Origin of the sequence: Kocuria tytonicola (assembly GCF_003687455.1) — a bacterium.
In the GTDB taxonomy this organism is placed as follows: Bacteria; Actinomycetota; Actinomycetes; order Actinomycetales; family Micrococcaceae; genus Kocuria; species Kocuria tytonicola.
This window is the reverse complement of the sequence record NZ_PHOA01000007.1, coordinates 1-21,281: the sequence shown is the minus strand read 5'-3', so window position 1 is coordinate 21,281 and position 21,281 is coordinate 1. Positions and strand designations below refer to the sequence as shown.

General features: G+C 71.5%; 19 protein-coding genes. 14 read left to right on the top strand and 5 right to left on the bottom strand.

Annotated features, from left to right (window positions below):
* Positions 1-11 precede the first annotated feature (11 nt).
* From CWC38_RS01905 to CWC38_RS01890, 5 genes are all read left to right on the top strand, one after another.
* The gene (locus tag CWC38_RS01905; RefSeq protein ID WP_121845145.1) at positions 12-1,472 is read left to right on the top strand and encodes a flavin monoamine oxidase family protein; all 1,461 of its coding nucleotides are present in this window, start codon (positions 12-14) and stop codon (positions 1,470-1,472) included.
* 59 nt (positions 1,473-1,531) lie between these two features.
* Complete coding sequence (locus CWC38_RS12315; protein ID WP_240624995.1) at positions 1,532-1,702, top strand: adenine nucleotide alpha hydrolase family protein; 171 nt, start codon at positions 1,532-1,534, stop codon at positions 1,700-1,702.
* Entirely contained in the window at positions 1,699-2,394 is a 696-nt protein-coding gene (locus CWC38_RS01900; protein WP_240624994.1) for a universal stress protein, read from the top strand. The genes CWC38_RS12315 and CWC38_RS01900 overlap by 4 nt, the downstream gene beginning before the upstream one ends.
* Positions 2,391-3,908 (top strand): APC family permease, encoded by a 1,518-nt coding sequence (locus CWC38_RS01895; protein ID WP_121845144.1) that lies wholly within the window; start codon positions 2,391-2,393, stop codon positions 3,906-3,908. The genes CWC38_RS01900 and CWC38_RS01895 overlap by 4 nt, the downstream gene beginning before the upstream one ends.
* A 98-nt stretch (positions 3,909-4,006) precedes the next feature.
* Positions 4,007-4,390, top strand: a complete 384-nt coding sequence (locus CWC38_RS01890) for an RNA-binding S4 domain-containing protein (RefSeq protein WP_121845143.1) — start codon at positions 4,007-4,009, stop codon at positions 4,388-4,390.
* Positions 4,391-4,552: 162 nt separating this feature from the next.
* Here the strand turns inward: CWC38_RS01890 and mptB are convergent, their stop codons facing one another.
* Positions 4,553-6,121 (bottom strand): polyprenol phosphomannose-dependent alpha 1,6 mannosyltransferase MptB, encoded by a 1,569-nt coding sequence (gene mptB / locus CWC38_RS01885; RefSeq protein ID WP_121845142.1) that lies wholly within the window; start codon positions 6,119-6,121, stop codon positions 4,553-4,555.
* A 431-nt stretch (positions 6,122-6,552) separates the two neighbouring features.
* Here mptB and CWC38_RS01880 point away from each other — a divergent pair, with 431 nt between their 5' ends.
* The 4 genes from CWC38_RS01880 (at position 6,553) to CWC38_RS01860 (ending at position 11,663) form a co-directional block, all read left to right on the top strand.
* Positions 6,553-7,860 (top strand): glycosyltransferase family 87 protein, encoded by a 1,308-nt coding sequence (locus CWC38_RS01880; RefSeq protein ID WP_121845141.1) that lies wholly within the window; start codon positions 6,553-6,555, stop codon positions 7,858-7,860.
* A gap of 193 nt (positions 7,861-8,053) precedes the next feature.
* Positions 8,054-9,499, top strand: coding sequence for a hypothetical protein (locus tag CWC38_RS12310; protein WP_439108823.1), 1,446 nt, complete (start codon positions 8,054-8,056; stop codon positions 9,497-9,499).
* Positions 9,496-10,182 carry a LysE family translocator gene (locus CWC38_RS01865; protein WP_121845140.1) on the top strand — a complete coding sequence of 229 codons (687 nt, stop codon included), beginning with the start codon at positions 9,496-9,498 and terminating at the stop codon, positions 10,180-10,182. Before CWC38_RS12310 ends, CWC38_RS01865 begins: the two co-directional genes overlap by 4 nt.
* Before the next feature lie 158 nt (positions 10,183-10,340).
* Complete coding sequence (locus tag CWC38_RS01860; protein WP_165860316.1) at positions 10,341-11,663, top strand: low temperature requirement protein A; 1,323 nt, start codon at positions 10,341-10,343, stop codon at positions 11,661-11,663.
* A gap of 198 nt (positions 11,664-11,861) precedes the next feature.
* Here CWC38_RS01860 and CWC38_RS01855 read toward each other — a convergent pair whose 3' ends face one another.
* A complete protein-coding gene (locus CWC38_RS01855; RefSeq protein ID WP_121845138.1) occupies positions 11,862-13,106 on the bottom strand; it encodes a hypothetical protein in 1,245 nt (414 codons plus the stop codon).
* 101 nt (positions 13,107-13,207) lie between these two features.
* Here CWC38_RS01855 and CWC38_RS01850 point away from each other — a divergent pair, with 101 nt between their 5' ends.
* The 5 genes from CWC38_RS01850 (at position 13,208) to CWC38_RS01830 (ending at position 19,408) form a co-directional block, all read left to right on the top strand.
* Positions 13,208-14,488, top strand: a complete 1,281-nt coding sequence (locus tag CWC38_RS01850; RefSeq protein ID WP_121845137.1) for an MFS transporter — start codon at positions 13,208-13,210, stop codon at positions 14,486-14,488.
* 93 nt (positions 14,489-14,581) lie between these two features.
* On the top strand, positions 14,582-16,021 hold the full coding sequence (locus CWC38_RS01845; protein ID WP_439108822.1) for an MATE family efflux transporter: 1,440 nt from the start codon (positions 14,582-14,584) through the stop codon (positions 16,019-16,021).
* A 120-nt stretch (positions 16,022-16,141) separates the two neighbouring features.
* Positions 16,142-17,143, top strand: a complete 1,002-nt coding sequence (locus tag CWC38_RS01840) for a universal stress protein (RefSeq protein WP_121845136.1) — start codon at positions 16,142-16,144, stop codon at positions 17,141-17,143.
* A gap of 53 nt (positions 17,144-17,196) precedes the next feature.
* Complete coding sequence (locus CWC38_RS01835; protein WP_121845135.1) at positions 17,197-18,087, top strand: universal stress protein; 891 nt, start codon at positions 17,197-17,199, stop codon at positions 18,085-18,087.
* Between the two features lie 325 nt (positions 18,088-18,412).
* A complete protein-coding gene (locus CWC38_RS01830) occupies positions 18,413-19,408 on the top strand; it encodes a TPM domain-containing protein (RefSeq protein WP_121845134.1) in 996 nt (331 codons plus the stop codon).
* Positions 19,409-19,426: 18 nt separating this feature from the next.
* Here the strand turns inward: CWC38_RS01830 and CWC38_RS01825 are convergent, their stop codons facing one another.
* From CWC38_RS01825 to CWC38_RS01815, 3 genes are read right to left on the bottom strand one after another with little or no spacing between them, the layout of a single operon-like run.
* Positions 19,427-20,164, bottom strand: a complete 738-nt coding sequence (locus CWC38_RS01825; protein WP_121845133.1) for an amino acid ABC transporter ATP-binding protein — start codon at positions 20,162-20,164, stop codon at positions 19,427-19,429.
* Positions 20,157-20,831, bottom strand: a complete 675-nt coding sequence (locus CWC38_RS01820) for an amino acid ABC transporter permease (protein WP_121845132.1) — start codon at positions 20,829-20,831, stop codon at positions 20,157-20,159. The genes CWC38_RS01825 and CWC38_RS01820 overlap by 8 nt, the downstream gene beginning before the upstream one ends.
* Positions 20,828-21,214, bottom strand: a complete 387-nt coding sequence (locus tag CWC38_RS01815) for a type 2 periplasmic-binding domain-containing protein (RefSeq protein ID WP_439108821.1) — start codon at positions 21,212-21,214, stop codon at positions 20,828-20,830. Before CWC38_RS01815 ends, CWC38_RS01820 begins: the two co-directional genes overlap by 4 nt.
* Between the last annotated feature and the right edge of the window lie 67 nt (positions 21,215-21,281).

The following is a 21,281-nucleotide window of genomic DNA, read 5'->3' as shown; positions in this document are numbered from 1 at the left end:
AAGGAAATCCCATGTCCGAGCAGCGAACCGTAGGATCCCCGCAGGCCGTCGAGCGCGACGTCGTGGTCGTGGGCGCCGGCCCGGCCGGTCTCATGGCCGCCCGCCGCCTGACCCAGGCCGGGAAGTCCGTGGCCGTGCTGGAGGCCCGCGACCGCGTGGGTGGGCGCACGTGGTCCAACACCATTGACGGCGCCTTCCTGGAGATCGGCGGCCAGTGGATCTCCCCGGACCAGACCGAGCTGCTGTCCCTGGTGGACGAGCTGGGCCTGAGCACCTTCGAGCGCTACCGCGAGGGCAAGGCCGTGTACATCGCCCCGGACGGCACCCGCCACCTCTACGACGGCCACATGTTCCCCGCCGGGGAGCGGACCGAGCAGGAGATGGACCGCCTGATCCGGATCATGGACGACCTCGTCGCCGAGATCGGCGCCACGGAGCCGTGGGCCCACCCCAAGGCTCGGGAGCTGGACACCGTCTCCTTCCGGGACTGGCTGCGCCAGAACTCGGACGACGAGGAGGCGTGCAACAACATCGGCATCTTCATCGCCGGGGGCATGCTCACCAAGCCCTCCCACGCGTTCTCCGCCCTGCAGGCCGTGCTCATGGCCGCCTCCGCGGGCTCCTTCTCCAACCTGGTGGACGAGGACTTCATCCTGGACCGCCGCGTGGTGGGCGGGATGCAGTCCGTCTCCGTGACCATGGCCGAGCAGCTGGGCGTGGACCGCGGCACGGATGTGCTCACCGGCGGCTCGGACGCCACCGTGTTCCTGAACTCCCCGGTGCGCACCATCCAGTGGGCCGGCGAGGGCGAGACCTACGAGGAGCACGATCCCGACTTCACGGTGCGCGTGCTCTCCGACCGCGTGACCGTCAAGGCCAAGGACGTGGTGGTGGCGGTCCCGCCGAACCTCTACTCCCGGATCTCCTTCGAACCGCCCCTGCCCCGCGCGCAGCACCAGATGCACCAGCACCAGTCGCTGGGCATCGTGATCAAGATCCACGCCGTGTACGAGACCCCGTTCTGGCGCGAGAAGGGACTGTCCGGCACCGGCTTCGGCGCGGGCGAGCTCTCGCAGGAGGTCTACGACAACACCAACCACGAGGACGAGCGCGGCACCCTGGTGGGCTTCGTCTCGGACGAGAAGGCGGACGAGGTCTTCCGCCTGCCCGCGGAGGAGCGCAAGCGGCTCGTCCTGGAGTCCCTCTCCCACTACTTCGGCGAGGAGGCCAAGAACCCGGTGGTCTACTACGAGTCCGACTTCGGCTCCGAGGAGTGGACCCGCGGCGCGTACGCGGCCTCCTACGACCTGGGCGGTCTGCACCGCTACGGCGCCATCCAGTCCGAGCCCGTGGGCCCCATCCGCTGGGCCTGCTCGGACCTCGCCGCGGAGGGCTACCAGCACGTGGACGGCGCACTGCGCCAGGGCGCGCTCGCCGCCTCCCAGATCCTGGACGAGCGGAGCGCGGGGTGACCCGGGCGGCGTCGGACGCCGGAGCCCCGGCCGCGCCCCGAGGGCAGGAAGGCGCACCCGTGATGCGCTACGTGGTGGGCTACGGCGCGGACAAGCGCAGCCGGGACGCGGTGCGCCTGGGTGTGGCCCTGGCCCGCGCGTTCCGGGCGGAGCTGGAGATCGTGTGCGTGGTCCGCACCGACGACCCCTTCAGCGCCGCCTCCCCGCCGGTGGGGACATCACCCCCATGATGCGGGACCAGGCCGCGTCCTGGCTCCGCGACGCCGCGAAGCTCGTGCCGCAGGACGTCACCGCGGGGACCCACGTGCGCACCTCGCCCTCCGTGGCAGAGGGTCTCGTGGCAGCGGTGGACGAGTTCCACGCCGGTCTGCTCGTGGTGGGAGCCGCCGCCGGGAAGTACACGGCGAAGTTCTCCGTGGGTCCCGTGGCGGACACCCTGCTGCACCGCGCCCCCGTGCCCGTGGCCCTGGCGCCCCGGGGGTACCGCGGGGAGGAACCCGTGACCCGGCTCTACGCCGGCGTGGGGGCCCGCCGCGGTGCGCAGCAGATCCTGCGGGAGTCGCAGCAGGCGGTGGCGCGGGGCGGACAGGATCTGGTGCTGCTCAACCTGCTGCCGCTGGACCAGCTCAAGGAGGACCCGGGGCCCGCGGTGGCCGCCACGGAGCAGATGCTCCGGGACGCCGCGCGCAGTGTGTCCTCCGAGCACCCGGTGAGTGTGCACGTGGCCACCGGCAAGAACCTCAAGCGCACGGTCACGGACATGGACTGGGTACCCGGCTCCGTCCTGTTCGTGGGGTCCTCGCGGCTCGCGCAGCACCGTCAGATCTTCCTGGGGACCACCGCGGCACGCGTGCTGCGGCACCTGCCGGTCCCCATGATCGTGCTGCCCCCGGCGGCGGACACCACCCAGGAGGACGCATGAGCAGCACGGCGAACACGGAGAACGAGCAGGGCGAGGGCAAGGGGCTGAGCTCCGGGTCCGTGGGACTGCTGGGCGCGGTGGTGATCGGGATGTCCTGCATCGCGCCGGCCTACACCCTCTCCGGCGCGCTGGGACCCACCGCCGCGGCCGTGGGCACCCATCTGCCCGCGATCTTCCTGGTGGGTTTCGTGCCCATGCTCCTGGTGGCCGTGGGCTACCGCCAGCTCAACCGGGCCATGCCGGACTCCGGCACCACCTTCACGTGGACGTCCAAGGCCTTCGGGCCGTGGCTCGGCTGGATGGGCGGGTGGGGTCTGCTGGCGGCAACCATCCTGGTGCTGTCCAACCTGGCAGGGATCGCGGTGGAGTTCTTCTACCTGCTCCTCGCCCAGGTCACGGGCAGACCCGAGCTCGCGGACCTGGCGGACAGCACGCTGGTGAACGTGGGGACCTGCCTGGTCTTCATGGCGCTGGCCTGCTGGATCTCCTACCGCGGGATGGAGACCACCAAGAAGGTGCAGTACGTGCTGGTGGCGTTCCAGCTGGTCGTGCTGGTGTGGTTCTCCGTGGCCGCCCTGGTGCACGTGGCCAACGGCACCGCCGAGGGTGGGCTGCACATCGACCCCGAGTGGTTCAACCCCCTGGGCGTGAGCTCCTTCTCCGCCTTCGCGGCCGGGGTGTCCCTCTCCGTGTTCATCTACTGGGGCTGGGACGTGGTGCTCACCATCAACGAGGAGACCGAGGGGTCCTCCACCACGCCCGGGCGTGCGGCGCTGGCCACCATCTTCTCCATCGTGGTGCTCTACCTGCTGATCGGGGTGTCCGTAATGAGCTTCGCCGGCCTCTCGGACACCGGAACCGGGCTCAACAACCCGGACATCCAGGAGAACGTGTTCGCCGCGCTCGCGGGGCCCGTGATGGGTCCGGCCGCGATCATGCTGTCCCTCGCGGTGCTCTCCTCCTCCGCGGCCTCCCTGCAGTCCACGTTCGTCTCCCCGGCCCGCACCCTGCTGGCCATGGGGTACTACGGGGCTCTGCCCCGGCAGTTCGCGCGGATCACCCCGCGCTTCCAGTCCCCGGGCTACGCCACGGTGGCCGCGGCCGTGGTTTCCTCCGTGTTCTACACGTTCATGCGGATCGTGAGCGAGGACGTCCTGTGGGACACCATCACTGCCCTGGGCATGATGGTGTGCTTCTACTACGGCGTGACTGCTCTGGCCTGCGTCTGGTACTTCCGCCGCTCGTGGTTCCGTTCGTTCAAGAGCTTCCTGGTGAATCTGGCGGCGCCGCTGATCGGCGGGGTCCTGCTGCTGGTGTTCTTCGTGCAGACCTCGGTGGACTCCATGGACCCCGACTACGGATCCGGGTCGCAGATCGGCGGGGTGGGTCTGGTGTTCGTGCTCGGCGCCGGGATTCTGCTGCTGGGGGCGGTGGTCATGCTGACCCAGTACTTCCGCAACAGGTCCTTCTTCCGGGAGAGCTTCGAGACCACGGAGCTGCCGGTCCTGGACTGATCCCGCACGAACGGTGCCGTGACAGGCGCAGCACTGTCCGACGGCGCCCGGTTGCTTCGGTGACCGGGCGCCGTCGTCCGCCCGGGTACCGTGGCCCCATGCCTTCCGACACCAACGCCCCCGCGAGTGCCCGGCTGGATGTGTGGCTCTGGTCCGTCCGGCTCTTCAAGACGCGTTCCGCGGCCACCCAGGGGTGCCGGGCGGGGCACGTCCGGCTGAACGGCGCTCCCGTGAAGGCGGCGCAGTCGGTGCGGGTGGGTGACCGGGTGAGCGTGAAGCGTCCGGGGTGGCAGCAGGAGTTCGAGGTCCGGCGTCTAATCGTCAAGCGCGTGGGGGCACCGGTGGCCGCCGAGTGCTACATCGACCACTCCCCGCCGCGCCCCGCTGAGCTCAGCGTCCCCGTGGCACGCCGGGACCGCGGCGCGGGGCGCCCCACCAAGAAGGACCGGCGGGAGCTGGAAAAGCTGCGCGGGGAGCACTGAGAACTGCCCCGGTGCCGTGTGAGGCCGCTGGGCCGCGTCGTGGTTCGTCAGCCGCGTGTGCGCGGGACGGTTGCGGCGTTTCCGTTTGGACCCGCCGCAGAATGGGCGCGTAGCGCGGGGCGCGGGCGTGCGACGTCGCTCCCCACCTGCCGTGCGGCGTCGTCACCGCGCCGGCGCCACCAGGTCCGTGGAGCCCCGCGGTGTGCCCCGACCGAACCAGCCCCGCCACCCGCCGTGCGTGAGCAGGGTGCGGGTACGGGGGTCGATGAGCGCGAGGTAGAGCGTGAACGCCACGGCGATCACGAAGGCCACCTGGGACACGCTCACGCTGAGGTTGATGAACGGCCACACGGACAGCTGGTCCTGGGCGCCGAAGACCACGAAGAACGTGATCACGATGTAGATGCTGCGGATCTGCCAGTTGTCCTTGATGCCGGTGGCGGCCAGTAGCGGCAGGAACCACAGGATGTACCAGGGCTGGATGATGGGGGAGAGCAGCACCACGGCGGCGAACGCCACGGCCATGCGGCGCACGATCTTCCGGTCCCCTCCCACGAACATGAGCACGAGGACCAGCAGGATGGCCCCGCCCTGCAGCGCGCGCCTGAAGGTGGCGGCCATCTGGTCGCCGTGCAGGTCGAAGTGGTTGCCGATGCGCTCCACCTGCTGACCCAGGAACCCGGAGGGCGAGTAGCCGGTGTAACCGGGGGTGGGGTCCAGCAGCGCCCACGCCCAGCCGAGCCCCAGCCCGTCCACCATGCCGCTCAGGGCGAGGATGCCGAAGCTGAGTGAGGCGGTGGCCGCCCAGATCACGAAGCGCCGCAGCCAGGAGGCGTTCCTGCCCGCCCACAGCAGGCCGATGAACGGCAGCAGCAGGATGGTGATGGGTTTGATCCCGATGGACCCCGTGACCAGGAGTATTCCCAGCAGTGGATGTTTCGTGGCCGCGAAGTACACGCCCGCCACGGCCAGCCCCACCATGAGGGCGTCGTTGTGTGCGCTGGCCACGAAGCTGATGAGGAACAGGGGGTTGGCCACGGAGATCCACAGGGCCCGTGCCCCGTTGAGGTTGTGCAGTCCGGCGAGCTTGGGCACGTAGACCAGGCACAGCACCACGCCCACGTACGCCGCCGCGCGGAACAGCATCACGGACAGGTCCGGCTGCGCATCCGTCAGGCGGACCACGGCGGCCGCGATCCACAGGAAGTACGGCCCGTAGGGTGTGCGGGCCTGCGCCCACTCGGGGTCCGCGCCCAGCATGAACCAGTTGTCCAGGGAGGAGATGCCCTCCACGTACGGGTCCTTGCCTGCCAGCATGAGCCGGCCCTGGCCGATGTACGCGTAGACGTCCCGCGAGTAGATGGGCACGCAGAAGAGCATCGGCACGGACCATGCGATCACGGCCATCGTCACCGTCTTGAGCGATCCCGGTGGCCAGCCGCGTAGCCGCTGCCCGAGCCTGAGCCACGAGCGGATGAGCAGCATGGCTCCCAGGGTCAGCAGCACGGTGCACGTGTACACGCCCCACGCGTTGACCCGCAGCTCGATGACGAGGGGGTGGCGCACCATGGGGGAGCCGTTGGCGATCCACCCGGTTCCCAGGGACCCCAGGAACATCATCAGCGAGCCGATGACGCCCTGGACCACGGCCACACGCGCCCTCAGCTCCACGGTGGCGGTGGACCCGGTGTGCAGCTCCGCGGTGGGGACGGCAGGACCCGGTGCGGTCATGGTCTCCAGCCCCCTCAGCCAACCAGTGGTGGGCGAGCCGAGGTGTTCGCGGCTCCGCCCCCCGACTTTACAGGACCGCCCCTCCCGCACCGCCGGGCCTGCAGGGGACCGCGACGCCGCGGCGTGGCGGTTCCGCGCGGCAGGGCCGGCTCCCCGGCGGCGTCGTCCAGCACCGGGGTGGTCTGCCGCCCGGGGGCGGGCCGACGCCCCGGGTGGCGCGGGGCTCGTGCGGTGCTTGGGCCCCTGCTCCGGCCCCGCCCCATAGAATCGGACGAGTGGAACGGCGCCCGCGGACCCGGGGTGCGCGTCACGCCGACGTTCCCGGGCCGCCGAGCGGTCTTCCGTGCCACTGCAAGCCACGCGCCGGTGCTCCCCACCACGGAGCACCCGAGCCAGACCAGAATCCCGCGCATTCGGACAAGGACCGCCCCGTGCCCACCGACCGTTACTTCGCCACCCTCACCCGGGCGCGCGATGCCGTGATCCCCCGGCGCTGGCAGGAGCGCCTGATGACCCCGCGCGGGCTGCTCACGGGATTCCTGGTGGTGCACCTGGGGTTCCTGGTCTTCGCGCTGATCGTGTCCCTGCAGGGCAACGCGTTCAGCGACACCAACATCTACCGCGCGTGGGCGGAGGCGGGCTTCGACGAGGCCAACCTCTCCTCCGGTCCGAGCCCGTGGGTGTACCCCGTGCTCGCGCAGGTACCCATGGCGATCGCGGGCCTGGTCGGTCCTGGCCCGTTCTTCGTCCTCTGGGTCCTCATCATCTGCGTGCTCAACGCCCTGGCCATGGGCAAGCTCACCGACTGGGGCCGCAACCGCGCCGCCCTGCCCGCCGGCTGGTGGTGGCTCGGCTTCATCCTGCTGATGGGATGGCTGGGCTTCGCCCGCATGGACGGCGTCACGGCGCCGGTGGTGCTGATCGCCATGGTCTACGGGGTGGCGCACCCGTTCGTCGCATCCCTGCTGCTGAGCATCGCCACCTGGACCAAGGTGTGGCCCGCCGCCGTGGTCCTCGCCCTGCTGAGCGCCGCACGACGCCGCGGGGCCGTCCTGCTCGCGGGCGTCCTGGCCACGCTGATCGCGGTGCTCGTGGCGGCGTCCACCGGCTCGCTGCACAAGATCGCGGACTTCGCGACCCAGCAGGGAGACCGCGGGATGCAGCTCGAGGCCACGTTCACCACGCCGTGGCTGTGGCTGTCCGTGCTGCACATCGGCGACTCGCACATGTACATGAACACGGACATCAACTCCATGCAGGTGGACGGCCCCGGCTCGGACGTGATGTCCAAGCTGATGCAGCCGCTGTTCGCCGTGGCCGCCGTGGTGGTGGTGGTGCTCATCGTGCGGGGTCTGCGCCACGGCCTGCGTGCCGGCGGCCTGGACCGCACCGCGCTGTTCCTCGCCGGGTCGCTCACCATGGTCACCGCGTTCATCGTGTTCAACAAGGTGGGCTCGCCCCAGTTCATGGTGTGGCTCGGCCCCGTGATCGCCGTGGGGCTCGTGCACGACTGGCGCGCCTGGCGCACGCCCGCGCTGCTCGCCGTGCTGATCGGGATCGCCACGTTCTTCATCTACCCGCTCTTCTACACCGCGCTCAGCCACAACAACCCGGCCATGGCGCTCGTGCTCACGGTGCGCAACGCCCTGCTCGTGGTCCTCATGTGGTGGTCCGCCCGCGGTCTCCACCGCCTGGGCTCCGTCCCGAAGGAGGCCGCGGTTGCAGCGCCCCGGGCCTGACGACGACGCCGCTGCCGTTGCCTCCCCGGCGTCCGCACCCGGAGCTTCGGCGTCCGGGTTCGGGGCCCACGGGTCCGGGGCCCCGGTGCCGGGGACTCCCGGCGCGGTGCACCGTGGCCTGCGCGAGCGGTTGCTGCGCCCCACCGCCGTGTGGTGCGGCTTCGCCGTGGTGCACCTCTACTTCCTGGGGTGGATGGCCTCCTTCTTCCTGCACGGCTGGGCGTTCAGCGACACCGAGCAGTACCGCGAGTGGGCCATGGCCGGGTACAACGCGCCCGTGACGGACGCCGTGAGCCCCTGGGTGTACCCCGTGCTCGCACAGATCCCGATCATGCTCCCGCGGATCGCCGGGCACGACCTCTACCTGCTCGCCTGGACCCTGATGATCACCGTGCTCAACGCGGTGGCCATGTGGTTCCTGCTGCACCGGGCGCACCGCCCGGCGCGCGGTGAGCTGCCCGAGCTGGTGGGTGAGTCCTCGGAAGCGGCCCACGACGGTCCTGCCCCGGGGGACGTGCACGCTGCGGCGAGCAGCGGGGCGCGCGATCCGGCCGAGGAGCTGCCGTGGTCCCACGGGCCGGTGCGGGCGCCCGTTGGGCAGAAGACGCGAGCGGACGGTGAAGCGCCGGGAGCTGCGGGACCGGGCCGCGCGGCGTCGTCGTCCCCGCAGGCTCCGCGCGGAAGCTCGGCGGTGCTGAGCCGGCAGCGCTCGGCCGCGGTGGCCGGGTGGTGGTGGGTGGTGTTCACCGTGTTCCTGGGCTACCTGAGCTTTGCGCGCGTGGAGGGCGTGGCCGCGCCCATCGTGTTCCTCGGCCTGCTCTACGCAGTGCGCCAGCCCGTGGTGGGTGCGGCACTGCTGAGCGTGGCCACCTGGATCAAGGTGTGGCCGGCCGCAGCCGTCCTGGCAATGATGATCGCGCTGCGCCAGCGCGTGCGGATTGTGCTCACCGGAGTGGTGGTGACCGCTCTGGTGGTCGCCGGTGTGCTGGCCCTCGGCGGGATCGAGCACATTGCGGACTTCGCCCTCAACCAGGGCTCCCGCGGGATGCAGCTCGAGGCCACGTTCTCCACGCCGTGGGTGTGGGCGGCGGTGCTGGGCATCGGTGGCTCCAAGATCGCGGACAACACCGCGATCAACTCCACCGAGGTCTACGGGCCCGGCGTGGACGTGATGGCCTCCCTCCTGCAGCCCCTGCTGCTGCTCGCCGTGGCCGGTGCCGCGGCTCTGCTCCTCCGCGCCCTGCGGTGCGGCGCGGACCGCGGACGGCTGGTCTACGCGGGCACCCTGCTGCTGACCACCGTGCTGATCGTGTTCAACAAGGTGGGCTCGCCCCAGTTCATGGTGTGGCTCGCGCCGGTGATCATGGTGGGGCTGCTGCACGACCGCGTGCGCTGGCGCACCCCCGCGCTGCTGGTGCTGGGGATCGCGGCCACCACGTTCGTGATCTACCCGCTGTTCTACACGCCGCTGATCCACGCGAACCCGGTCATGGCCGCGGTGCTCACCGTGCGCAACGCGCTGCTGGTGGCCCTGCTGCTGTGGACCGCCCGGAGGATCTGGCAACTCGGCAGCCGGGCCCCGCTGGACGCCCACACGAGCGGGCAGCGTCGCACCCCGGGCCCTACCCTGGAGGCATGACCGTACTCGACGCCGTCCTGGCCTTCGCCGTGGTGGCCGGGCTGCTGACCCTCGTCCCCGGTCTGGACACCGCCCTCGTGCTGCGCTCCTCCCTGACCCGCACGCGCCCCTACGCGTGGGCGACCGCCGGGGGCGTGGCCACCGGTGCGGTGGTGTGGGGGATCGCCGCGGCGGTCGGGGTGTCGGCACTGCTGACGGCCTCCGAAATCGCGTACCGCATCCTCACGGCCGCGGGTGCCGCGTACGTGCTGTGGCTCGGGCTGTCGATGATCGTGAAGTCCTTCCGCGCCCAGCCCCTCGAGGCGGGCTCCGACGGCAAAGCGACCCCACCGCCGTCCTCCGCGTGGCAGGGCTGGCTGACCGGGGCCGGCACCAACCTGCTCAACCCCAAGGTGGGGGTGTTCTACATCGCCACGATCCCGCAGTTCCTCCCCGAGGGGGTCTCCCCGCTGCTCATGGGCGCGCTGCTCGCAGGGGTGCACGGCGCGCTCACCATGGCGTGGTTCGCGCTCATCATCCTGGGCGGCGGCTACGCCCGGCGCTGGCTCGCGGACCCGCGGGCCCTGCGGATCATCGACCGGATCACCGGGACGGTGCTGATTGGCTTCGGCGCGAAGCTCGTGGTGGACGCGATCCCCTCCGGGGCCGTGGCCCTCGGGCGTCCGCTGCCGCGCCTGGTGTAGGCGCTCGTCCCCCTCCGTCTTCCGTGTCCCGGGACCGCCTCGGGAGGAGTGGACAGCCTTCCCCGCCCCGGGGTGTCCGGGGCGCGGGGGCCGCGCCCGGCCCGGTACGGCTTCCGCCCTGGTAGGTTCTCGCGCCCCCATGGGTGAAAATGTGCGGCATGAGCAATTCATCCCGTGGGGATGTCGACCCGAACGATCTGCGCTCCCGGCTGCGGTCCATGACCGGGCGCAACCCGCGCGAACGTGAGAGATCCGCGAGCACGCTCGAGCTGCTGTTCGACCTGACCTTCGTCGTCGCGGTCGCGCAGAGCGCGGCACAGCTCGCGGAGGCCCTCGCCGAGGGACACGTGGGATCGGGGATCGCGTCCTTCTGCCTCACGAGCTTCGGCATCATCTGGGCCTGGATCAACTACTCGTGGTTCGCGAGCGCCTACGACACGGACGACTGGCTGTACCGGCTGCTCACTCTGCTGCAGATGATCGGCGTGGTGGTGCTGACGCTGGGTATCCCGGACATCTTCCACGCCGCGGCGCACGGCGAGCTGGACAACACGGTGAGCGTCACCGGGTACGTGATCATGCGCGTGGCCATGCTGGTGCAGTGGGGGCGTGCCCACCGCGCCGACGGCGAGCACCGGCCGGCCATCCGCTTCTACCTGAGCACGCTGGTCATCGCCCAGGCCCTGTGGGTCGCCACGATCTTCCTGCAGACGACCGGGCTGCCGCTGCCGGTGCTCCTCGGGGTCACCGCCCTGATCGCCCTCGTGGAGCTGACCGGGCCGTTCCTCGCCGAACGGGGATCGGGCACCGGCACACCGTGGCACGCAGGTCACATCACGGAGCGCCATGGTCTGCTCACCATCATCACCATCGGCGAGGTGGTGACCGGCACCGTCATCACCCTGCAGAACATCCTCGGCTCCGACGAGCAGTACATCGACTGGGGCGACACGATCCTTGTGGCGGTGTGCGGGACGGCGATCGCCTTCGGGTTCTGGTGGGCCTACTTCATCCCTCGGTTCGCGGAGGTGCTGCACCACCACCGGCGCCGCTCGTTCGGTTTCGGCTACAGCCACTTCCTGATCTGGCCCGCGCTCGCCGCCGTGGGCGGGGGTCTGCACCTCATGGCACTGTCCTTCGAGCACAGTGAGGACCTGCACGTCGACCACGTGGTGGCGGCGTGCGCGCTCGCCATCCCGGTGGGGGTCTTCACCGTCGGGCTGTTCACCGCGCACTACCTCACCACGCGCTTCTGGGCCGGGCTGCACACCGCGATCCTCGCGAGCAGCCTGGTGGTGCTCGCGGTGGCAGTGGTCCTCGCGGTGCTGAACGTGCCTCTGACCGTGGTGCTCGCGCTGTGCACGCTCGTCCCGTGGATCACGGTGGCGGCCTTCGAGCTGAGCACGGGTGCTGATCACGAGGCCCGGGTGCTCGCGGAGCTGCCGGGGTGCGAGGGCGACGACGCCGTTCCCGCCTCCTGAGCGCCGCCCACTGGGGCGCGCGGCCGAGAGCAGGTTCCGGACGCGCGCCCTCCCGGCAGTCTGCCACCGACGTGACGACGCCGCGCTTCACCGAGCGGCGTCGCCGTGCTGCGCGAGACGGCACGGGAACGTCCCGGCACCGTGGAACGAATCCCGCCCTCGTGCCCGCGAGAGGGAGCGGGCGCGGCGGAGGTCCTGTCAGGAACCGTCGCCCCGGCGCTTCAGCCGGTTCACGGCGTACCCCAGCAGCGAGGGGGCCTCTTCCGGCTCCCGGGCCTCTGCGCTGCGCAGCCGGTCCTCGCGCTTCTCCCGGTGGCGCTGCATGTGGTCCTCGTAGCGCTTCTGCTGGAGGCGCTGCTCCTGCTGCTCGGCGGCCTCCGTCTGCGGGTCCTCCGCCCCCGCCGTCGCGCGGTCCTGCGGGGTCACGCGGGTGATGGGAGCGGTGGGCGGGTTCTCCGCGCGCTCCGCGGAGACGACCCCTGGCAGCCTGCGGCGAACCGCCTCCCGCTCGGCGCGTTCGGCCAGCCGCCGCTGGGAGGCGCTCTGCTTCCTGGGCGCGGCGTAGCGGTCGCGGATCTGCTCGATCACCGGCAGCTCGTCCGTGATCTCGTACGGCTCGTCCTCGTACTCCACGTCCGCGCGGTGGGACGACGCCGCCCGCGCCCGTTCGCGCGGGACCGGCGCGGCGGCGTCGTCCGGGAAGCGGGTGACCCGGGCGGTGGGCCCGGTCTCCGTGTCCTCGTCCCGCAGGGGGGTGACGCGCGGGACGGGCCCGGTGTCCACCACGACCTCCGCGGGGGTCTCCCAGTGGGTGTCCGCGAAGACGCGGTGGCTGCGCCAGCCGCGGAAGAGCTTCCACCCCAGGTAGAAGGTGCCCAGCAGCAGAACCATGGCCGGTTCGGCATATCCCGTGGCGTAGTACACGGTGGCCACGACCAGCGCCAGGATGCCCGCCCCCAGGGGCACGAGCGCGGCGGGGGACTGGACGGGCAGCAGGCCCAGCAGGTCCCGTGTGTAGCGGCTGTCGTGGCGCCGGCCGTGGAGGGCATGGGCGCGGATCTTCACGCCCGGCGGGGTGTGCTCCGTGAGCTTCTGGACGGAGACGGGCGGCTCGTCCGGGTCATCGGGGTTGAGCACCACCGTGCGGGAGCGGCCCGCGGCCAGGGCGGCCCGCTGGGTGGCGGTGGCACCCGCGAGGAGCAGGTGGAGGCCCATGGAGAGCAGTACGTACGGCACCAGGACCGCCAGGGCGAGGGTGACCGCCCGCCAGAACCAGGCGACGTCCCCCGCGGGGAAGTTCTGGAAGTGCAGGGGGCCGCGCGTGAACCACAGCAGACCCGCCCCGGCGAGCAGCGCCCCGAGGCCGTTGAGCACCGCGTGCACGCGCAGCCGCGGCCAGCCGCGGGCAGAGCGCGCGGCCCAGCGCTGTTCGCGTGTGCGCATGGCTGCTCCTGGGATCCCGGGGACGTGGGGTGGTCTCAGGGTAAGCGCTGCCGCGGACACGCACAGCACGCCGGGCCCCGGGCGCATCCTAGGATCAACCCGTGGCCCGCTTCCTCCTGGACATCTCCCCCGTGCGCGAGATCCCCGACTTCCGTCGGCTCTGGATGGGCTCCACGCTGTCCATGCTCGGCAACCAGTTCACGGTGATCGCCATCAGTCTGGAGGTCTTCGAGCTCACCCGCTCCACGTTCGCCGTGGGAATGGTGGGAGTGTTCGCGCTCGTGCCGCTGATCGTGGCGGGACTGTACGGCGGGTCCATCGGGGACGCCTCGGACCGGCGGCTGGCCGGGCTGTGGACCACGGTGGGGCTGTTCGCCATGACCGTGGCGCTCGCCGCGCACGCGTGGCTGGACGTGCGCAGCGTGGGGGTGCTCTACGGGATCGTGGCCCTGCACTCGTTCGCGCAGGGACTGGGCCAGCCCGTGCGCGGCGCGATCGTCCCCCGGCTGGTCCCCGCTCGTCAGCTGCCCGCGGCCAACGCCCTGTTTCAGCTGACCATGGGCTCGTGCCTCATGGTGGGGCCGCTGCTCGGGGCGTTCACGGTGGCCGGGCTCGGCTTCGCGTGGGCGTACACGCTGGACGCCCTGAGCTTCGCGGTGAGCCTGTGGGCCATGTACAAGCTCCCGCCCCTGCCTCCCGAACCGGGCGAGGGTGGTGCCACCAAGGCCGGGTTCCGCTCGGTGGTGGAGGGATTCCGCTTCCTGGCCACCCGCCCCAACCTGCGCATGACGTTCCTGCTGGACATCGCCGCCATGGTCTTCGCCATGCCGCGCGTGCTGTTCCCCGTGCTCGGGGCCTCCGTCCTGGGCGGGGACCAGCTCACGGTGGGTCTGCTCACCGCGTCCCTCGCGGCGGGCTCGGTGATCTCGGGGGTGTTCTCAGGAACATTCATACGCATCAACCATCACGGCAGGGCCTGCGCCGCCGCAGTGGCGGGCTGGGCCGTGTGCATCATGGTGTTCGGCGCGGTGGTCCTGCTCGCGTCCCGGGGCCTGGGCGCGGACACCGCCTGGCCACTGGTGCTCTCCTGCGCGACCCTCGTGGCCGCCGGGGTCATGGACTCGGTGTCCATGCTGTTCCGCACCACCATCCTGCAGGCCGCCACCCCGGACTCGCTGCGCAGCCGCCTGCAGGGCATTTTCATCGTGGTGGTGGCCGGAGGACCCCGCCTGGGCGACGCCGTCCTGGGTGCCGGCGGCCAGTTGCTCGGTCCCGGCTGGGCCGCCCTCGCCGGCGCGGCCGTCTGCCTGGTGCTCGTGCTCGTCCTGGTGCGCGCGTTCCCCGGCTTCCTGCGCTACGACGCGCGGGACCCGCAGCCGTGAGAAGCGGAGCCGGACGACGCTGCCCCGGCCCACCCTGCGCCCGGGACGCCGGGAAACCGTGAGCACCGACCCCCGCCCGCCTAGTCTGGTGCGGTGCCCTCCTCATCTGCGAACACCTCACACGGCGACGCCGCTGACGTGCCCGTCCCCGACGGCCACCCAGGCACCCCGGGTGGCCCAGCGGCGTCGTCCCCCTCCTCCGGGCCGGGCCTGAACCGTCAGATCCTGGCGCTCGCCGTGCCCGCGTTCGGGGCGCTGATCGCGGAGCCGCTGTTCCTGCTCGCGGACTCGGCGATCATCGGGCACCTGGGGACCGCGCAGCTCGCGGGCGTGGGGATTGCCTCCACGGTGGTGCAGACCGTGGTGGGGCTCATGGTGTTCCTGGCATACAGCACCACCCCCGCCGTGGCCCGCCACCTGGGGGCGGGGCGGATGGGCGAGGCCCTGCGCGTGGGCCGCGACGGCCTCTGGACTGCCGCGGGTCTGGGCGTGGTCCTGGCCGCGGTGGGTGCGGTGGTGATGCGGCCCCTGCTGCGCGCGATGGGGGCGCAGGGCGAGGTGCTGGACCACGCGACGTCGTACGCCCTGTGGTCCCTGCCCGGACTGGTGGCCATGCTCGTGGTGCTGGCCGCCGTGGGGGTGCTGCGCGGACTGCAGGACACCACCACTCCGCTGGTCGTGGCGGGCGTGGGCGCGGCCGTGAACGCCGGACTGAACCTCGCGCTGGTCTACGGCGCGGACCTCGGGGTGGCCGGTGCGGCAATCGGCACGAGCCTCACCCAGTGGGGCATGGCCCTGACCTACCTGGTGATGCTGGGACGTCGGCTCCGCGCCGAGGGCGTGGCCGCGCGGACCTCCTGGGCGGGGATCCGCGCGCACCTCACCGTGGGCTCCTGGCTCATGCTGCGCACCCTGTCCCTGCGCGTGGCCATCCTGCTGACCGTGGTGGTGGCCACCGCGCAGGGGGCCGAGAACCTCGCCGCGTACCAGCTGACCATGACCATCTTCAACTTCCTCGCCTTCGCCCTGGACGCGCTCGCGATCGCCGCGCAGGCGCTGCTCGGCAAGGAGCTGGGCGCGCGGGACCTGCGGCGGGACGAGGACCGGGAGGCCGTGCGGCTGCTCATGCGCCGGCTGCTGCGCTGGGGGCTCGGATTCGGCGTGGTGACCGGCCTGCTGGTGGGTGTCCTGGGGCCTCGGCTGGGCTTCCTGTTCACGGACTCCCAGGACGTGCAGGCGCTGTTCGGCGTCTCCCTGCTGGTGGTGGCGGTGGGCCAGCCGCTCGCGGCGTTCGTGTTCGTGCTCGACGGCGTGCTGATCGGCGCCGGGGACGCCCGCTACCTCGCCCTGGCGGGGGTCGTGAACCTGGTGGTCTACCTCCCGCTGCTGTGGGCCGTGGTGCACTGGGGCGGCTCCGGCGCGGCCGGCGCGGTGTGGCTGTGGGTCGCGTACGCCGGCGGCTACACGGGCGCCCGCGCCGCGACCCTGGGGCGGCGCATCCGGGGTTCGCGGTGGATGCTCGCCATGGCGTGACGGCCCGCCGGCGCCACCCGCACCGGCACCTGCCCCGGAGTCCCGCGGCCCGGGGTGGAAGGCCCTCCCGCGCGTGTGGTGAACCGCGCCGAAAGAGCCCTGCGGGACTATTCTTAAGGCATGAACAAAGACGTTCTGAACACCTCGTCCAACGCTCCCGTGCTGGTGGGCATCGACGGTTCCGAGATCGCCCTCCGGGCACTGGACCGCGCACTCACGGAGGCCCGCGCACGCCACGTTCCCGTGCGGCTGATCGGCGCGTACCCCGTGGCCGTGGTGGGTGATCCCGGTCTGGAGATGCGTTTCCGCGAGGCCGTCACCCAGGAGTGCGAGTCCAACCTCATGGCCGCCGTGGAGCACGCCCGCGCGCAGGCCCCGGAGGTGGAGATCGACACGGTCACCGCCGAGGGGGACGCCGCCCGGTCCGTGCTGCGCGCCGCGAAGGACTGCTGCCTGGTGGTCATGGGCAAGCGCGGCCGGGGCGGCGCACTGCGCGGCCGCCTGGGTTCGGTCTCCGCCGCGGTGGCGGCCCACAGCCCGGTTCCCGTGGTGGTGGTTCCGCCCGGTGAGCAGCAGGACGGCGCGGACCAGGACCAAGCCCGCACCGTTGTCCGGGAGGCCCAGGACGTGCAGCTCGCCGGGAACCAGGACGGGATCGGGCAGCCGCACCGCGTCCCGGCCTCGGAGACGGACTTCTCCGGGACCGTGGTGGTGGGCGTGGACGCCTCCGGGGACGAGAACCCCGCCGTGGCACAGGCCATCGAGTACGCCGCCGCCCACGGCCTGGGGCTGAGCCTGGTGTCCGTGAACGGTGCCCTGTCCGGAACGCCCGAGTGGTTCCAGGACCAGTACAACCAGACCTATTACTTCGAGGAGTCCCTCAAGAAGCTCTCCGGGCTCACGCGCAGCATTGCCCAGCGGGCTCCGGAGGTGCAGGTGAGCGACCACGCCTTCCTGGGCCGCCCCGGGCGGGTGCTGGTGCAGGCCACGCGCACCGCGGAGCTCGTGGTGGTGGGCTCGCGCGGCGTCGGCGGCTTCACGGGGCTGCTGCTGGGGTCCGTGTCCCAGGCGGTGCTGGCCGGTGCGGCCGGTCCCGTGATGGTGGTCCCCAACGCCCGCTGAGATCCAGCGCCCTCCCGAGAACACCCACAACTACCGACAGGCAGGTGCAGAAGATGACACAGAACATCGTGGTTGCGTACGACGGCTCCGACCACAGCGAGCGAGCGCTGGACTGGGCGGTCGCCGAGGCGCAGCAGCGTCAGCTGCCGCTGAAGATCGTGCTCTCCACGGGCCGGCAGACCGGCCTGGACCAGTCCCTCTACGGCGCGTTCGCGGAGGCCCTCCAGGAGGAGTCCGAACGGCTCGCCAGGACCGCCGTGGAGAAGGCCAAGGCGGCCGGGGTCAGTGCGCAGGGCATCATCGAGCGCGGGGACGCCGCCGGTGTGATCGTGTACGAGGCCAAGGACGCCGCCGTGGTGGTCATGGGCAAGCGCGGCCACCACGGGGTGCGCGGTCGGGTGGGCTCGGTCTCCGCGGCCGTCGCCTCGCACTCGAGCGCCCCCGTGGTGATCCTCCCCGAGAGCTGGAACCCGCAGGAGCGGGAGTCCCGCGCCGAGGGTGAGAGCTTCGCCGGGTGCGTGGTGGTGGGCGTGGACAAGCTCGGCGCCCAGAACAGGGCCGTCCCGCTGGCCGCCCGCTACGCCACCGAGCACGGTCTTCGCCTCGCCGTGGTGAGCGTGGTTCCCACCACCAGCTACCTGCCCATGAACTCCTACGAGCTGGAGCGCGCGGTCCAGGAGCAGCTGAAGGCCCCGGCAAAGGAGCTCACCGAGTCCGTGGCCCAGGAGCTGCGCGGGGACTTCCCGGACCTCGAGATCATCACTCGCGTGCTCGACGGTCGTCCCGCGGACGCCCTGGTGGACGCCTCCCGCACCGCGGACCTCCTGGTGATGGGCACGCGCGGCTACGGCGGCTTCCGCGGTCTGCTCATGGGCTCGGTCTCCCAGGCCGTCCTCGCGGACACGGAGTCCCCCGTGATGGTGGTCCCCACCGCCCAGCACTGAGTCCACCACTCGACGACGCCGCACGGCGCCGCCCCGCGGGCCGGTTCCCTCTCCGGGGGAGCCGGCCCGCGCCATGTCCGGGGCCTGCGGGGGAGGGCGCTGCGTCCCCGGGGACATACATGCGTCGCCGTGGGGCGCGGGAGGCGCAGTAGCGCGTCCCAGGGGCGGCGAGTGGGGCTGCGGAGGCGACCCGGGCGGCGTCGTGCCCGCACCGGGGGACGCCGCGCCGAGGGCGGCGGGGGTGTGTGCCGCGCCACGTGCGCCACGTAGCCTGGACCGCAGGAAACGGCGCGCTGCGCCGGTCGTCGAGCCCCGGGAGGACCCTGTGACCACCTCGAACGCAACCCTGCCCGCTGCGCGCAGAGTGCTGCTGACGGCAGCGCTGGGATCGGCTCTGGTGGCGGGCACGGCCTTGCCCGCCCGGGCACTGGACATCCCACCCCGGCCCAGCGAGGGTGCGGTGCAGGATCAGGCGGACCTGCTGAGCACGCAGGAGGAGGCGGACCTCAACCGCCTGATCGGGCAGAAGAACAAGGACAACGAGTACATCCGCGCCGCGGTGCTCACCGTGGACGGCACCCAGGGCGAGAGCATCGAGGACTACTCCCGGAAGGTCGCCACGGACTGGGGCGTGGGGGACGACGGCCGGAACAACGGCGTGCTCGTGGTCGCGGACATGGGCGAGCGGGAGCTGCGCATCGAGGTGGCGGACGGCGCCCGGGAGGTGCTCTCGGACGGGGACGCCGAGTCCGTCATGAAGGACGAGCTGCAGCCCGGCTTCAAGGACGAGAAGTATGCCGAGGCGTTCACGAACACCCTCACCGAGGTCTACGACCAGGCGAACCCGCAGGCCGCGCACGAGCGGGAGGTCCGCAGCAACACCATCATGGGTGTGATCTTCGGACTGCTGGGCCTGGGCGGTGTGGTGGCCGGACTCCTGGCCTGGCGCCGCAGCCGCCGCACCAAGAAGATCCGGGAGCAGGCGGACCGGGAGATCGAGCAGTTCCAGCGCGAACACCCGGAGGAGAACATCACCGAGGGCATGCGCCGCGCCTACTACCGCTACCGGCAGCAGAACCCCAAGGCCCCGGGCCTCAACGCGACCCCCGGAAAGGCCAAGGACAAGGACGGCGTGGAGCGCGAGATCCAGTACGCGCCCACGTTCCAGAGCTGGCTGCCGCTGTACGTGATGTACCCGGCCGTGTACAGCGGGGCGTCCCACTCCTCGACCTCGGGCGGGTCGAACTACGGCGGTGGCGCGTCCAGCTCGTTCGGCGGTGGCGGCGGGTTCAGCGGCGGCGGGGCGTCCGGGAGCTTCTGACCCCGGGACGGCGTCCGCTCACACGGCGTCGAAGACGTTGAGGTAGCGGCGGATCCGCTCGTTGTCGGACGCGAAGAAGCCCTCCGGCGTGCCGTCGAAGCCGATGCCGCCGTCCGCGAGGAAGACGATGCGGTCCGCGACCCGGCGGGCGAACCCGATGTTGTGGGTCACCACCACCAGGGAGCGGCGTTCCCGGGCCAGGTCCACCATGACCTTGATGACCTCGGCCTCCAGCTCGGGGTCCAGGGCGGAGGTGGGTTCGTCGAAGAGCAGGTAGTCGGGTTCCACCGCCAGTGCCCGGGCGATCGCCACGCGCTGCTGCTGACCGCCCGAGAGGTTGTCCGGGTACTCCTGCAGCCGGTGGTCCATGCCCACCTTGCCCAGCAGCTCCGTGGCGCGGGCCCGGGCGGTGGCGCGGTCCGCCTTGCCGTTGAGCACCGGGGGCATGGCCACGTTCTCCAGCACCGTCTCGTGGGGGAACAGGTTGTACCCCTGGAACACCATGGCCGAGCGCCGCCGGATGGCCGCCACCTGCTTGCGGGTGAGCGTGGCGCCGAAGGTCACCGAGTCCCCGTTGATGCTCAAGCACCCGGACTCCGGGACCTCCAGCAGGTTCATGGTGCGCAGCAGCGTGGACTTGCCGGAGCCGGAGGGCCCCAGCACCACGGTGGTCTCCCCGCCCCGCAGCTGCAGTGAGACCTGCTTCAGGACAGGGGTCCCGCCGAAGCTCTTGGAGACGTCGTTCAGCTCAAGCACGGGAGCTCCTGATGTAGCGGTTCGACACCCGCTCCAGGCGGGACTGCAGGAAGGACAGGACGGTGAAGATCGCCAGGTAGACCACGGCCACCTCCGCGTAGAGCGCCAGGGGCTGGAAGGTGGTCGCGGCGATCTGGCGGCCCACCTGGAACACGTCCGCCAGGGTGATCACCATGACCAGTGAGGTGCCCTTGACGAGGTCGATCAGGTCGTTGCCCAGCGGGGGCAGCGCGATCCGCAGCGCCTGGGGTGCGATCACGTGGCGGACCGTCTGCCACCCGGTGTAGTTCAGGGTCCGGGCGGCCTCCAGCTGGCCCCGGGGAATGGACTGCACGGAGGCCCGCAGCGTCTCCGCGGCGTACGCGCCGGTGTTCAGTGTGAACGCGATGATGGCCGAGGTCCACGCGGAGAGCGTGATGCCCGCGGCGGGCAGGCCGTAGAAGATGATGAACAGCTGCACCAGGATGGGCGTGCCACGGAACAGCCACACGTAGAACCGGGACAGCCACTGCAGGGGGCGGATGCGGCTGAGCCGCATGGCGGTGGCGAGCACCGCGACCACCAGGGCCAGGACGAAGGCGATGATGCTCAGCGGAACGGTCACCTTCACGGTGGCCGCCAGCAGCTGGGGAAGGGAGTCGGCCCACAGGCTCAGGAAATCGGTCATGGCTCCGGGGTGAGGTCGGTGGACACGTACTTCTCGTAGATCTTCCTTAGATCTCCGGTGTCCATGCGGTGGTTCAGGGACTGGTCCACGGCCGCGCGCAACCGCGGCTGGTTGCGGGCCATGAGGACCGCGGACTCCGAGGCCTCGCCGAGCGGCCCGTCCAGGAGACGGATGCCGGCGTCGGGGCGCTGCTCGAAGAAGGACTGGAAGGTCACGAAGTCGTTGCCGGTCATGTCCACGCGCCCGAAGGCCACGAGCATGACCGCCTCGTCGAAGCCCGTGACGGGAACCAGCTGGGCTCCGGCCCTGGCCATGCTCTGGCCGAAGTTCGAGGTCTCGGTCTGGGCCGCCGAATGACCGGAGACCTGGTCCACGGAGGTCAACGGCGAGTCCTTCGCCACCCCCACCGCCAAGCGCAAGGAGGCGTTCGACTTCTCCGTCCCCTACGCC

Excerpts from the sequence above, each read along its gene's own strand:
- CWC38_RS01905 (WP_121845145.1), top strand. The coding sequence starts at position 12 with ATGTCCGAGCAGCGAACCGTAGGATCCCCGCAGGCCGTCGAGCGCGAC.
- CWC38_RS01900 (WP_240624994.1), top strand. The coding sequence starts at position 1,699 with ATGATGCGGGACCAGGCCGCGTCCTGGCTCCGCGACGCCGCGAAGCTC.
- CWC38_RS01895 (WP_121845144.1), top strand. The coding sequence starts at position 2,391 with ATGAGCAGCACGGCGAACACGGAGAACGAGCAGGGCGAGGGCAAGGGG.
- CWC38_RS01890 (WP_121845143.1), top strand. The coding sequence starts at position 4,007 with ATGCCTTCCGACACCAACGCCCCCGCGAGTGCCCGGCTGGATGTGTGG.
- mptB (WP_121845142.1), bottom strand. The coding sequence starts at position 6,121 with ATGACCGCACCGGGTCCTGCCGTCCCCACCGCGGAGCTGCACACCGGG.
- CWC38_RS12310 (WP_439108823.1), top strand. The coding sequence starts at position 8,054 with ATGGCCTCCTTCTTCCTGCACGGCTGGGCGTTCAGCGACACCGAGCAG.
- CWC38_RS01865 (WP_121845140.1), top strand. The coding sequence starts at position 9,496 with ATGACCGTACTCGACGCCGTCCTGGCCTTCGCCGTGGTGGCCGGGCTG.
- CWC38_RS01860 (WP_165860316.1), top strand. The coding sequence starts at position 10,341 with ATGAGCAATTCATCCCGTGGGGATGTCGACCCGAACGATCTGCGCTCC.
- CWC38_RS01855 (WP_121845138.1), bottom strand. The coding sequence starts at position 13,106 with ATGCGCACACGCGAACAGCGCTGGGCCGCGCGCTCTGCCCGCGGCTGG.
- CWC38_RS01840 (WP_121845136.1), top strand. The coding sequence starts at position 16,142 with ATGAACAAAGACGTTCTGAACACCTCGTCCAACGCTCCCGTGCTGGTG.
- CWC38_RS01835 (WP_121845135.1), top strand. The coding sequence starts at position 17,197 with ATGACACAGAACATCGTGGTTGCGTACGACGGCTCCGACCACAGCGAG.
- CWC38_RS01820 (WP_121845132.1), bottom strand. The coding sequence starts at position 20,831 with ATGACCGATTTCCTGAGCCTGTGGGCCGACTCCCTTCCCCAGCTGCTG.